This window comes from Rhodopirellula islandica (assembly GCF_001027925.1).
GTDB classification, from domain to species: Bacteria; Planctomycetota; Planctomycetia; order Pirellulales; family Pirellulaceae; genus Rhodopirellula; species Rhodopirellula islandica.
Genome location: NZ_LECT01000044.1, coordinates 435496 through 449587 on the forward strand (window position 1 = coordinate 435496; position 14092 = coordinate 449587).

At 58.1% G+C, this 14092-nt stretch carries 8 protein-coding genes; 5 read left to right on the forward strand and 3 right to left on the reverse strand.

Features of this window, described 5'->3' with window-relative positions:
- The first annotated feature begins 45 nt into the window (after nucleotides 1-45).
- From RISK_RS22910 to RISK_RS22925, 4 genes are all read left to right on the forward strand, one after another.
- Nucleotides 46-1197, forward strand: coding sequence for a hypothetical protein (locus tag RISK_RS22910; protein WP_047816590.1), 1152 nt, complete (start codon nucleotides 46-48; stop codon nucleotides 1195-1197).
- Complete coding sequence (locus tag RISK_RS22915) at nucleotides 1194-3866, forward strand: MGH1-like glycoside hydrolase domain-containing protein (RefSeq protein WP_047816591.1); 2673 nt, start codon at nucleotides 1194-1196, stop codon at nucleotides 3864-3866. The genes RISK_RS22910 and RISK_RS22915 overlap by 4 nt, the downstream gene beginning before the upstream one ends.
- A 125-nt stretch (nucleotides 3867-3991) precedes the next feature.
- Nucleotides 3992-7504, forward strand: coding sequence for a pyruvate carboxylase (locus RISK_RS22920; RefSeq protein ID WP_047816592.1), 3513 nt, complete (start codon nucleotides 3992-3994; stop codon nucleotides 7502-7504).
- A gap of 236 nt (nucleotides 7505-7740) precedes the next feature.
- Nucleotides 7741-8967: a pyrophosphate--fructose-6-phosphate 1-phosphotransferase gene (locus tag RISK_RS22925; RefSeq protein WP_047816593.1), complete on the forward strand. Its 1227-nt coding sequence runs from the start codon at nucleotides 7741-7743 to the stop codon at nucleotides 8965-8967.
- Here the strand turns inward: RISK_RS22925 and RISK_RS22930 are convergent.
- Both RISK_RS22930 and RISK_RS22935 read right to left on the reverse strand, forming a co-directional pair.
- On the reverse strand, nucleotides 8961-10535 hold the full coding sequence (locus RISK_RS22930) for an acyltransferase family protein (protein WP_083435129.1): 1575 nt from the start codon (nucleotides 10533-10535) through the stop codon (nucleotides 8961-8963). The genes RISK_RS22925 and RISK_RS22930 overlap by 7 nt on opposite strands.
- A 214-nt stretch (nucleotides 10536-10749) precedes the next feature.
- Nucleotides 10750-11958, reverse strand: coding sequence for a M24 family metallopeptidase (locus RISK_RS22935; RefSeq protein WP_236696617.1), 1209 nt, complete (start codon nucleotides 11956-11958; stop codon nucleotides 10750-10752).
- Nucleotides 11959-12365: 407 nt separating this feature from the next.
- Here RISK_RS22935 and RISK_RS22940 point away from each other — a divergent pair, with 407 nt between their 5' ends.
- Nucleotides 12366-13676, forward strand: coding sequence for a hypothetical protein (locus RISK_RS22940; protein WP_047816596.1), 1311 nt, complete (start codon nucleotides 12366-12368; stop codon nucleotides 13674-13676).
- 168 nt (nucleotides 13677-13844) lie between these two features.
- Here RISK_RS22940 and RISK_RS22945 read toward each other — a convergent pair whose 3' ends face one another.
- Nucleotides 13845-14063 carry a hypothetical protein gene (locus RISK_RS22945; protein ID WP_236696599.1) on the reverse strand — a complete coding sequence of 73 codons (219 nt, stop codon included), beginning with the start codon at nucleotides 14061-14063 and terminating at the stop codon, nucleotides 13845-13847.
- Between the last annotated feature and the right edge of the window lie 29 nt (nucleotides 14064-14092).

A 14092-nucleotide genomic window follows, 5' to 3' on the forward strand; every position in this document is an offset into this window, starting at 1 on the left:
AGTTCTGCTCTCTCTGGATCCAACCATACCACGCTGTGACCGCGAATGACGACCTGCGACTCCGCATCCAATTCGCGACACAGCCTCGATCATTTGCCGTGGTTGTTCTCGCCCGCGGTGGACTTGGCGACGTTTGGCGGCAGCGCTTTGGTTGCCTTGGCGATGCTGCCCATCGGTGCGGCGTTCGGGTTTCTGCACGGCGAAACGCCCGGTTGGACCTGGGTTGCGACGATCTTGCTGATCGATGTCGCTCATGTTTATTCCACTGGATTCCGTGTTTACTTCGACGGGGCCGAACTTCGCCGACGACCTTGGTTGTATGGATTGACCCCAGTGTTGGCGTTTGCGATTGGCGGTGCGATCTACAGCGAAAGTGTGACGCTGTTTTGGAGTTTGCTTGCGTACCTGGCCGTTTTTCATTTCATTCGGCAGCAATACGGATGGGTCGCTCTCTATCGTTCCCGTGAGCACGACGCTGAAAGCGTGGGGTGGTGGATCGATGCTTCTGCGATCTACCTGGCCACGCTGTACCCGCTGATCCACTGGCACGCCCATCTGCCGAGGCACTTTTGGTGGTTTGCCGAGGGTGACTTCATTCGGTTGCCGGCCGTTCTGGCGACGATTGCGTTGCCGCTCTACTGGGCCAGCATGCTGGCCTACGCCGCTCGCAGTTTGCACCGAGGTTTCCGCCACGGTGCCTGGAATCCCGGCAAGGACATCGTGGTCCTGACGACGGCGGTGTGTTGGTACATCGGCATCATCACCTTCAATTCCGACTACGCGTTCACGGTGACCAACGTGATCATCCACGGCGTGCCCTACATGGTGCTGATCTACTGGTTTCGTTGGTGCCGCATCGCCGAGACCTCCGAGAACACCTCTGGGTCGGAAGCCGGAAATGTGTCTGCTCATCCGTCTGGCCCGACCTCGCGATGGCAAACCAACGCCGGTCGAGTCGCTATGTTCCTGGGCGTGGTTTGGATGCTTGCCTACGCAGAAGAGTTGCTGTGGGACTTTGGTATCTGGCATGAACGCGGTTGGTTGTTTGCTTGGATGCCGGGTGGGTTTGCCGATTCAGCCGGCGAAACCCTGGCGGAAGCCTCCGTTTGGCTGGCCCCCGCCTTGGCGGTTCCCCAGATCACGCACTACGTTCTGGATGGGTTTCTTTGGCGACGCAGACAACGAGCATCTTCATGACGACGGCCGAACAGCAACGACTCGACGAAGACGAACGCCGCGAGAACAACTGGAAACGTTGGGGGCCGTACCTTTCCGAGCGCCAATGGGGGACGGTTCGAGAGGATTACTCGGAGGGTGGTGAGTCGTGGAGTGATTTTCCTCACGAACACGCTCGCAGTCGCGCCTACCGCTGGGGCGAAGACGGGTTGCTCGGGTTCACGGACCGCCAATGTCGGCTGTGCTTTTCGATCGCATTGTGGAATGGCAACGACACGATTCTGAAAGAACGCCTGTTCGGTCTCACGGGCCCGGAAGGCAACCACGGCGAGGACGTCAAGGAACTTTATTACTACCTGGACTCGACGCCGACGCATTCCTACGCCAAGGCGATGTATCGCTACCCACAACAGCGATACCCGTATCGTGAATTGGTCAGCATCAACGCCAATCGTGGGCTGAAGGATCGCGAGTACGAACTGATCGACACAGGCTTGCTGGATGAAAATCGTTTCTTCGATGTGACGGCGACGTACGCGAAAGCGTCGGACAACGATTTGCTGATTGACATTGCGATCACCAACCAAGGTCCCGACGCTCACGAGATCACGCTGCTGCCAACGCTGTGGTTCCGCAACACCTGGGTTTGGGGTTGCTTGCACGAAGGCTGCACGGCAAAGCCGACCATTCAGGCGATCGATTCTCACATCGTTCAAACGCGACACGACACGCTGGAACCGTTTGTTTGTGCGTTTGAGAATCAACCGGACAGCGAGTTGCTGTTCACGGAAAACGAAACCAATTCCGAACACTTGTTCGGCACCGAAAACTTCTCGCCGTACACCAAAGACGCCTTCCATCGGTACGTCATCGACGAACAAACCGACGCGGTGAATCCCAAGCGACACGGCACCAAAGTCGCTGCGCTCTATCGTTGGAATTTGGCGGCGGGCGAAACGCGGCACGTCAAAGTTCGCTTGAGCGTGAAGGAAAAGGTCGGCGAGTTTCATCCGGACCTCGGCGACGACTTTGACAACGTCCTGACGCAACGACGTGAAGAAGCCAACGAGTTTTATCAAGCCATCATTCCGCCCAAGGCAACCGACGAGCAACGCTTGGTTTCGCGGCAAGCCTACGCGGGATTGATGTGGACGAAGCAGTTTTATCACTACATCGTCGCCGACTGGTTGGACGGCGATCGCGACGTGATGACGCCCCCGGTGGCGCGTCACAGCGGTCGCAACAAAGATTGGCGTCACCTGTACGCTCGCGATGTTTTGTCGATGCCCGACAAATGGGAATACCCTTGGTTCGCAGCGTGGGATCTGGCATTCCACATGATCCCGGCGGCTCGCATTGACCCGGCGTTTGCAAAGAAGCAATTGATGGTGCTGCTGCGGGAATGGTACATGCATCCCAACGGGCAATTGCCGGCTTACGAGTTCTACTTTGATGACGTCAACCCGCCGGTGCATGCCTGGGCGTGTTTGCGAGTCTTCCAAATGGAAGCCGAGACCGGCAAACGCGACTACAAATTTCTCTCGCAAGCGTTCCAGCGTTTGCTGGTGAATTTCACTTGGTGGGTGAACCAGGTCGACAGCAACGGCGACAACGTTTTCGCGGGAGGGTTCCTGGGACTGGACAACATCGGCGTGTTCGATCGCAGCAAAGGGCTGCCCGAGGGAGCCGAACTGGAACAGGCCGACGGAACCGCGTGGATGGCGTTTTACTGCGGCACAATGATGTCGATGGCGCTCGAGTTGGCTCGCCATGATCGTTCGTATTCCGACATGGCGTCCAAGTTCCTGGATCACTTCATCCGCATCGTGGATGCCATGAATGGTGGCGAGAGCGGCGGGCTGTGGGACGAAGACGACGGTTTTTACTACGACCAGCTTCAGATCGACGGCGAGACTCATCCGATGCGAGTCAAATCGTTGGTCGGGTTGCTGCCTCTGATCGCGGTGGAGATTCTCGACGAGGACTTGCTGGCGGACTTGCCCGGATTCCGCAACCGCTTGGAATGGTTCCTGAACAATCGCCATGACTTGGTGCAACACATCACATTTTGCCAGACGACCAAACGCCACCACCGAATGCTGATTTCCATTCCGACTCAAGAACGCTTGGAACGCGTCCTGGAGATCCTGCTCGATGAAGCGGAGTTCCTTTCCGACTTTGGGATTCGTTCTCTTTCCAAGAAACATGAAAGCGAACCGTTTCGCGTCACGGTCCGTGGGAAAGAACACACCGTTGCCTACGTGCCAGGCGAATCAGACAGCTGGATGTTTGGTGGCAACAGCAACTGGCGAGGGCCGATCTGGTTCCCGACCAGCTACCTGTTGATCGAAGCCCTGCAGCGGTACCACGAGTTCTACGGCGATGACATCCAAGTCGAATGCCCGACGGGATCGGGTGTGAAGATGAACCTTCGCGAAGTGGCGGATGAACTGAATCGCCGGATGTCGAATATTTTTTCCACGCCCGCAGAAGGCGGCTCTCGGCCCTGTTTGCGTGGCAGCGGGATGAAGAGCGACGAATCGTTGTGGCAGGACCAAGTCTTGTTTTACGAGTACTTCCATGGCGACACCGGCGAAGGCTTGGGCGCAAGTCACCAGACCGGCTGGACTGCGTTGATTGCAACCTGCATCGAGCATCTGCACGGCCGCATCACCGAAGGCGTCGAGTGAGCGACGACGCAGAAGAAACCGGTCTCAGAGATTCAAATGCTTTTGTGGCCGAACAAGTCGATCTCGGTTGCTGAACGGGCGTTTCGAAACGTGTAGATTAACGATTCGACTATGACTTCCCCGCATTGGACGCCCTGATGACCGTCGCTGAATCGACTGCTGCCACTGACTCCGCCCCCATTCGCCCGATTCGAAAAATCCTGGCTGCCAATCGCAGCGAAATTGCCACCCGGGTGTTTCGCTCGGCTCACGAACTGGGCATTCGCACTGTCGCGATTTATTCCCACGAAGACCGCTACGCCCTGCACCGATTCAAAGCCGACGAGGCCTACCAAATCGGGACGCCCGGCGAGCCCATTCGTTCTTACCTCAACATCGACGCCATCGTTGGCTTGTGCTTGAAGCACCACATCGATGCGGTGCACCCGGGATATGGCTTCCTGTCTGAGAACCCTGAGTTCGCCAAGGCGCTCACGGAAGCAGGCATTTTGTTCATCGGTCCCAGCGAGCAAAGCTTGCGAGATCTGGGCGATAAAACCAGCGCCCGTCGCTTGGCCGAAATCGCTGGCGTGCCCGTGTTGGGCGGAACCGCTCAAGCCGTCACCTCGGTCGACGAAGCGATCGAAGCGGCTGAGAATCTGGGCTATCCGATCATGTTGAAAGCCGCCAAAGGTGGTGGCGGTCGGGGCATGCGTGTGGTGATGGACCCCAGCGAATTGGGAAGTTCCCTCGAAGCCGCCCAGCGCGAAGCGAAAACGGCATTTGGAAGTGACGAAGTCTTCCTGGAACGCTTTGTCCAACGAGCCCGGCACTTGGAAGTGCAATTGCTCGGTGACCGCCACGGCAACTTGGTTCACTTGTATGAACGCGATTGCAGCGTCCAACGCCGGCATCAGAAGGTCGTCGAACTCGCCCCCGCACCGAATCTTCCTGCCGAAATGCGTGACGCCATCTGCGACGCGGCATTGCGAATCGGACGCGCGGTCGGCAAAGCAAGCGGTGGCTACGAGAACGCGGGAACGGTCGAGTTCTTGCTCGATGTCGACCAAAACGAGTTCTACTTCATCGAGGTCAACCCGCGAATCCAAGTCGAGCACACGGTGACCGAAGAGGTCACAGGCATCGACATCGTTCGCAACCAAATCCTGGTCGCCCAGGGATACCCGCTGGAAAGTGAAGAGGTCGGCCTGCCATCCCAGGATGGCATCCGAACCATGGGGTTCGCGATGCAGTGCCGGATCACGACCGAAGATCCCGCCGCCGAATTCCGTCCCGACTACGGCCGAATCAGTCACTACCGCAGTGCAGCTGGTCTGGGCGTTCGTCTCGATGCGGGCACAGCGTTCAGTGGCGCGGTCGTCAATCCTTTTTACGATTCCATGTTGGTGAAGGTCACCGCGCGAGCCCCTACCCTGGCCGCCGCCGCCCGGCGGATGGATCGATGCCTGCACGAATTTCGAATTCGGGGGGTGAAAACAAACATTCCGTTCCTGACGCGGCTCGTCAATCATCCCACGTTCTTGGCCGGCGAAGCCACGACGCGATTGATCGACACAACACCGGAACTGTTCCGCTTGCCACGCCGGCGTGACCGAGCCACCAAGTTGCTGACGTTCCTGGGCGAAACGATTGTCAACGGGAACCCGCTCGTCACAGGGCGTCCACCCGCTGTTCGCCGCGAACCAGCCCCGGTTCCCGAGATCCCGCCCACCTCCACGCCACCTCGCGGAACCGCCGACATTTTTCGCGAGGAAGGCGTCGATGGATTGATGCGTTGGATTCGCGAACAAAAAGGGCTGCTGCTGACCGACACGACCATGCGTGACGCGCATCAATCGTTGCTGGCCACTCGAGTTCGTACCGATGACATGCTTCGCATCGCGCCGGCCTACGCTCACCTGGCCCCACAATTGTTCTCGCTGGAAATGTGGGGAGGAGCCACCTTTGACACGTCGATGCGTTTTCTCAAGGAATCACCTTGGCAACGGCTGGCTGACCTCCGCGCAGCCGTTCCCAACATTCTGACGCAGATGCTGCTGCGGGCCAGCAACGCGGTTGGCTACACCAACTACCCCGACAACGTCGTGCGGCTGTTTGTTCGCGAAGCCGTGCAGGCAGGCATGGACGTGTTCCGCGTGTTCGATGCGCTGAACTGGGAAGAGAACATGAGGGTGGCGATGGACGCCGTGATCGAGGAAGGCGGTATCTGCGAAGCATCGATCTGCTACACCGGTGACTTGCAAGACCCGCGGCGGACCAAGTACGACCTGAAGTACTACGTCGATCTGGCGAAGAAGCTGCAGGCGGGCGGCGCTCACATGATTGCGATCAAAGACATGGCAGGGCTGCTCAAACCAGCCGCGGCGGTGAAGCTGCTGCGAGCCTTGCGTGACGAAGTCGACCTGCCCATTCACTTGCACACTCACGACACCGGTGGAATTCAAGCGTCCACGTTGATGGCCGCTGCCGGCGAAGGGTTGCAGATCGCCGACGCGGCACTGGCGCCCTTGTCAGGCGGAACCAGCCAAGTGAACTTGAACACGCTGGTCGAAGCCCTTCGTTTCACCGACCGTGAATCTTCGCTGGATGGTGAGTCGTTGACTCAGCTGGCAACCTACTGGCAAGCCGCTCGTGAATTCTACAAGCCGTTTGAAAGTGATGTGCTGCCCGCGACCGGTGACCTGTACGACCACGAGATGCCCGGTGGCCAATACACCAACCTGTTTCAACAAGCCCGTGCTTTGGGATTGGCGGATCAGTGGGCTGGCGTCTGCCGCGCTTACGCGGACGTGAACCGATTGTTCGGCGACATCGTCAAGGTGACTCCCACCAGCAAAGCCGTCGGTGACATGGCGTTGTTCTTGGTCGCCAATGAAATGTCGGCGGAAGAGGTCCTGACGACGAACAAGGCACTCGCGTTTCCCGCCAGTGTGCTGGATCTGATTGGTGGCCGGATGGGACAACCACCAGGCGGCTTCCCCGAAAAAGTCATGCAGAAGATTCTCGGTGACCAAGCCCCCGTGCTGGAACGCCCAGGTGCATCCATGCCACCCGCCGACTTAGAGGCGGCCAAGGCCCAAGCGGCCGAACTGACCCACGAAGCGCCCAGTGACCGTGATGCAGTGACGTACCTGCTGTATCCCAAAGTATTCGAAGAGTACTCGCAGCATCGCAACACCTACGGAGACGTGGAAACCCTTCCGACCCCCAATTTTTTCTATGGGCAGGAACCGGGTGATGAGATCGCCGTCGACATCGAACCCGGCAAACGTTTGATCGTCAAATATCTAGCCGTTGGACAGCCCTATCCCGATGGCACACGCACGGTGTTCTTTGAACTCAACGGGCAACCCCGAGAAGTCTCGGTCATCGATCGATCGTTGGACGTGGACATCAAAGCCGCGGTGAAAGCCGATCCATCCGACGCCACCCATGTCGCTGCGTCGATGCCTGGGATGGTCATCACGGTGGCTGCGGCCGAAGGTGAAAAGGTGAAGGCGGGGCAAAAGTTGTTGGTGCTGGAAGCCATGAAAATGGAAACCACCATCAACGCGCCCGCTGACGGCGTCGTCACCAAAATCCATACACCTCCAGGAACCCAAGTCGAAGCGGGAGATCTGCTGGCGGTGGTGGAGTGAGGGAGGAGCGTGCGGTCAATTGAAAAAGTTAAATTGACAATTGTAAATTGTAAAATCGGAGCTCGGGCGTTGGATCTGCACGATTTCAGCTGATGGCCAAAACGCAACTTCGAACCCCACCAGCAATTGACCGCCCGAGAATGCCACTCCTGACGGGGCGACGAAATTCCGATGATTCGATAGGCTTTTAGAAAATTCACGCGTTCGCGCCCTTTGAGCTTTCGGAAACCAACCTCATGTCGATCAAACGTGTCGGAATCCTCACCGCCGGCGGCTTGGCCCCGTGTCTGTCGTCGGCCATCGGAGCCCTGCTTGAAGCCTACACGGAGCAGGCTCCTGAAATTGAAATCCTCTGCTATCGATCCGGTTACAAAGGTCTGCTGCTCGGCGACAGCTTCGTCGTCGATGATCATTCGCGAAAGAATGCGGCGATCTTGCACCAGCACGGTGGCAGTCCCATCGGCAACAGTCGGGTCAAGCTGACCAACGTCGCCGATTGCGTGAAACGCGGGTTGGTCAGCGAAGGCCAAGATCCACTGCAGGTGGCTGCTGAGCGATTGCAATCCGACGAAGTCGACGTGTTGCACACCATCGGTGGTGACGACACCAACACGACCGCCGCTGACTTGGCGGCCTACTTGGCCAAACACGAATACCAACTGACCGTGGTTGGTTTGCCCAAAACGATCGACAACGACGTCATTCCGATCAAGCAAAGTCTCGGTGCTTGGACGGCGGCTGAAGAAGGTGCCAAGTTCTTCGAAAACGTGGTGGGTGAACACAGCGCCAACCCACGCATGCTGATCATTCACGAAGTCATGGGACGCAACTGTGGTTGGCTGACCGCCGCCACCGCTGCGAAATATCGCGAGCGATTGCAGAAGCTGAACTTCTTGCCCGAAATGGGACTCAGTCAACAACGTCGCGATGTGCACGGTGTCTTCGTTCCTGAGATGAGTTTTGATCTCGAAGAAGAAGCCAAGCGTTTGCGCGCGATCATGGATGAAAACGATTGCGTCAACATCTTCATCTCGGAAGGTGCCGGCGTGGACACCATCGTCAAGGAAATGGAATCGCGAGGCGAAAGCGTTCCCAAAGATGCATTCGGTCACTACAAACTGGACGCCGTGAACCCCGGCAAATGGTTCGGCAAGCAATTCGCCGACATGCTGGGTGCTGAGAAGACACTCGTGCAAAAGAGCGGCTACTTCAGTCGCGCCGCCGCTGCCAACGCCGAAGACATTGCCTTGATCGGTCGCTGTGCCAAGAAGGCGGTCGAGTGTGCCATGCAAGGCATCGGTGGTGTGATCGGAGAAGACGAAGACCAAAGCAACGAACTTCGGGCAATTGAGTTTGAACGGATCGCCGGTGGCAAACCATTCGACATCAACGTGGACTGGTTTGGTGACCTGCTCTCACAAATGGGACAACCCAAGGGCGAAGTCCTGGAAACGTCTCACTGACGGACCAACTGAGCGGCAACAACCTCCGTGCCGAGCGCGTCGTTCGCGCCTGGCACGGATGGCTTTCGCTTCCCGTTGAGCAACCATCCGATTGGAGTGTGGCGAACAAAGATCTGGTAGCTCAGCAACAGCACCACGCTTGAGACCCCACTGACAATCGTGAACTTCACCAATAGCGGGACCTCCCAGTCTCGCACCCAAAACTGCAGGTACATCACCAGCGGCAGGTGAGCGAGGTACAACCAGTAACTCGAATCCGAAAGGTACCGCAGTGTGCGACTGGGATGAGCGAATAGGGTTCGAAACATTCCCATCATGCCGAAGGACACGATCCAGGCATACGCGGATTGAACGAAGACGGAAGCGACCAACCCTCCGCCCTCCGTTTGCCCACGCAGCGTCCATCCGATTGCAAACAGGATGGTGAACGACAGCGGCAGACTCATCTTCCATCCGCGACCGAGATCCCCGTCGCGGTCATTGGCGTCGAAGTAAATCGCGCCAAAGCCAAAGAACAATGCGTAGTACGCCAGCACCGATGGCATCGGTAGCAGACCGACCGATGTCGCCGGCCCGAAGCCTTCGTGCCGCATGAACCAATGTGGCAACATCGTCAGCGGGATCAACCACAACAAACAGCGCGGCGAACGAACGACGGACGCCAGATCCCATCGTGAACGCCATGCCCGCGGGGTCAACGTCAGGACGAGTACAAACCCCGTCACCAGGAAGCACAGGAACGATAAAAACCACAGGTGACCGGTCACCGGAAATTCGAACAACAGAAACATCAATCCGCCCCAGTCCACGGCGTCCATGCCGCCACCGGCGACCGGTTCCGACAAGGTGACGCCCATCATCGTCGCGATTTTCTGCCGGCCGGATTCCACGTCCTCCTGATCGACTTCGATTTGCAACAACCCGGCCACGAACTCGGTCGTTCCCCAGGGTGCCCGCATCACGTCGATCGGCCGCTCTCCCTTGTGGTTTCCCAGTTCTGGGTCCGCGTCGTGATCCAACAACACCTTGGCAATGTCATCGCGTCCCAGGAACGCGGCCACCAAGAAGGGTGAGTCACCTTGCTCGGATCGTTGATTGACATCGGCGCCTGCCAACAACGCTTTTTCCACTCCTGCCAAGTCATCTTGAACGACGGGAGTCAACAGATCAGTTGGGTCGACGGCGGTGACAATGCCCGTAGGGTGGGCCTGGATGTAGCCAGCAACGATCCACATGGCGGGAATGATCGTGCACATTCCAATCACAAACGGAATCGCAATTCGCAGGATGCGATTTTCGATCAGCTTCGAAACCCCGCGGCGCCGAAACAGCATCATCGTGAAGAAGCCGCTGAGCAAGAAAAACAACGGCATTCGAAAACCATGCACCAGCGCAATGAACATCGAAACCAAATCGCTGCTTTGCGAGTCTTGGATCGGCCACCCTCGCCCGGCATCGGGCGAGTAGGCGATTGCTGCGTGCAAGAAAATCCCCAGCAACATGGCGATCCCTCGCAACGCGTCCAGGTCGTGCCGGCGAGACGAAACAGAAGTCATTGAATCACTCATGGCTTCAGTTTCCTCGATGTCGGGGGCGCACGCACCGTTGCTTTGGTAACGAACTGTACCGATCTGAATCCCGCGACCCGAAAACCAAGCAAGAGTGCTGCGTCACAACGAATTTTTCGGGTCGCAAAACTCGTCAAGAGTTTTGATTTGCACCCTCAATCGCCGAAAGTCTTGACGACTTTCGCGACGGCCGAAAGACTCCTGCTTACCTGCGTCAGCTTGGATTCCAATCCAGCCCCATCGGCAACTGGTTCAAGTTGACAGGACCGTCCGCCGTCACGACCAACATGTCTTCGATGCGAACACCACCATGTTGACGTCCATAGAGCCCCGGTTCGACCGTGAAAACTTCACCGGCGAGCATTTCACCTCCGCCATGATCCAGCAGGATCGGCTCGTGAACTTCCAGACCGATCCCGTGGCCGGTGCCGTGTTGAATCGAGGGCCCGTCCGTCTGCTCCCCTCGTGAGATCGGGTACCCGTGACTGACCAAGACCTTCTCAACGGCCAACTGGACTTCTTCGCCCGTTCTTCCGGGGAACAAGACTGCCTCGGCGGCTTCCTTGGATGCGACCACCGCCGTGTGCATTTTCTGAACGGTCTCGCTAGGCGTTCCATGGACCACGGTTCGCGTGCAGTCGCCGTTGTAGCGAGTTGACTCATCGCGTGGAAAAAGATCGACGATGACCGGATGCCCGGTGTACAAATCGCCGTCGCCTCGGTGGTGGCAATCCGCTGATTCCGGCAACGTCGCAACGATCGCACCGTGGCTCATCGTGTAATCACGTTTCATGAACGCTTCCGCCGCCATCGTGCGAACTCGTTCGCTGGTCAACGGTTCGCCACCGACCATCAATCGACCTTCTGAACCGACCTCCGCGGTGGCGATCATTTCACACATCTGCCGCATCACCGACTCCGTGACCGACTGAGCTTTCCGAAGCCATTCGATCTCTTGCTCCGTTTTGACGCGGCGATCGATCACGCCCAAGTCATCGTCGTAGGCGATTGAGATCCCAGCGTCGGCCAAGTGCCAGGCGTAGATCAGCGGGAACGCTCGGTCGACGACGACCTGATCGATCGATTGAAGCTGAAGGAATCGGGCGACGGATTGAGCGGACGCGGTTTCGCGATCGCCACTGGCGGATCCCGAGACGGGCGGAAAATCAGCCGGACATTGAACGGAATCCAATTGTCCCGCGGCGCGAGTTCGGTCCATTTCCAAGTCACGCACGATGCCGATGTTTTTTCCGTCGGGCAGGCGCACCCACGCAGCAGGATCACCGAGCGCGATTCCCAAACGTCGAAACAAATTTGCGTTTCGATCGGCCAGGCCCGCCATCACCTGGGCTCCCTCGGAGCCGAGACTTGAACGAGCGTCGTTGGATACAGAACCGTCAGCGGAGTCGCTCATGGCGACCATCAATTTAGAGTGAATCATGCACCCAAATTAACCGACCGAGCCGAAGCTGCCGAGAGACCGCCAGTTGAGCGAGTTGGCAACCACTCAATCACCGACACAAGGCGGGATTGGCGGAACGGAAGTCGCCTCAATTGCCTTGGTTTTTCCTGGAAACGGCGAGCCAGCTGGTCAATCTCGCCAATCAGCCTCCGCCAGCAACGCTCGCGTTTCCTGGCAGAATCCTTGTAGATTCACTAACCGTGCTGACCCACAGAGCGTTTGCGAAATTCGCTTGCGACTGTTCTGGCAGATGAAGCGGTCGGGTGGCTCATGCCGATCGTTGGGAGGGACGTCGCTCCAATGCGATCGCCTGGTCTCGCTACGGCGGCCAAGCGTCTCGCCCCGCCGCCATCGCTTGAGTCTGTTTCATGACATGGTTTTCAAAACCCACTGACACGCCCGCTCCCAGCGCCCACGAAGCAACCGCCGCACGCCCGACCGCTCCCGCGGCCCGTCGCGTGAATCGCCTGCTTCGACGTCGCTGGATTAGCGCCGTCGCGTTGGGGGGCATCATGTTGTCAGCTGGCCCAGGTTTGACCGGCACCAGCTCAGCTGGGTTCCCGGAGATGGTCGAGCGGGTCGGACGCTTTTGCGGAGCCAGCTGGGGTGACGGGTACCACGCCTGCCACAGCAGCGGCATGCGACCGATGGCCAATCTGCCGCCGCGTTCGTACCCGGCACGCACCGGCAACCTGGGTGACAAAGTGATGGGGTGCAAGACGTGCCAGTCACCAAGTTGCCAGGGAACGTGTCAAGCCAACTCGCTGCAATCAAGCGAACTTCGCGATGGCTTCAGCAGATTGCGTCCAACCATGCTGCCCACCGCCGATCATCCGACATTCTACGACCGCTTTGACGAGTACGCTCGAAAAGTCAGCTTCGAAGCCGCTGCGGCCGAAGTGGGTGCCCAGCCTGTTGACCCGATCCTCGATCACGAAACAATCGGAAGTCACTATCCCGAGACCAACTCGCCTCGGTTTCAGCTGCACTCGAAACACATCGATCAGTTCACGCACCATGGGTTCTCTGTCCTGGCAAACGAGGATCCCTCGACAACATCATCGTCGGAACCAACGCTCGAAAAATCAGCCCTGACCAGCGACATCCCGGTCGCAAACGAGCCACTCCCAAAGCAGCAATTGACTGCAGAAGAGATCCAGCGTTTTCGTGAATACCAAGAACACCAACGGTTGGAAAAGAAGTACAAAAAGTACTTGATTGAGCCAGAGGAAATCGAACCTTCGCAAACGTTCGGTGGCCCGCCTGTCGGTAGCGAGCAGCGACGTTCGCTCGACGAGCGGAAGGTGGAGGAATTGCTGAAAGAAAAGCCGCAGCTTCTACCCCCGCCTTCGGCCAGCGAAAATGAAAAGCAGGAGGACTCGCCGGCAAGTCCCAGCGACCTGCTCGACACCTCGCTCGAAGAACTGCTGCCGCCCTACCCTGAGGAAGACGACTTGCTCCTGCCCTCTGATGCGGCTGGACCAGCGTCTTGGCCAACGGGCTCGGCAACCGACTCGTTGAGCCATCAATCACCGTCTCCCGCATCGGCACACTCCTCGCGGAACTTCATCCGGCAACCGTCCGGAGAAGCAACCGCAACCGCAGCGGCGGCCGACAGCACTCCCACCCAGCGTGTCGCGGAAGTTCCGAACTGGCGTTTCGTTCGCCAGCCTCATTAGTGGTCCAATACGCCTAGGAATGAGGGTTACGGCCGTAGCGGAAGTCGTCAAGACTTTCGGTTTCCCCGCCACCAACGAAACTCTTGACGAGTTCCGCTACCCTGAAATTGAGTTGGAACAGACCACGATGCACGGCATCCATAGGATGCGTGGCAGCTTACCAATACCTCAAGTGCGGCCGCCTTCGCAGCACGTTTCGCAAATCGTGTGACATCGCTCGCACTGCAACTTGCCGCGAATTTCGATCAGGGTTCGCCCCAAACAAACGGGGCAAACACCCAGCGTCGCATCCGCGGGGGAGCACTGATTCCACTGGTGCGGCGCATCGGACTGCGATGAACCCTCTGCTGATGGATGGTTCAATTTGGGAGCTCTCGATTCGTTCATGTTGCAATCCATTTGGTGTGCTGATTTCA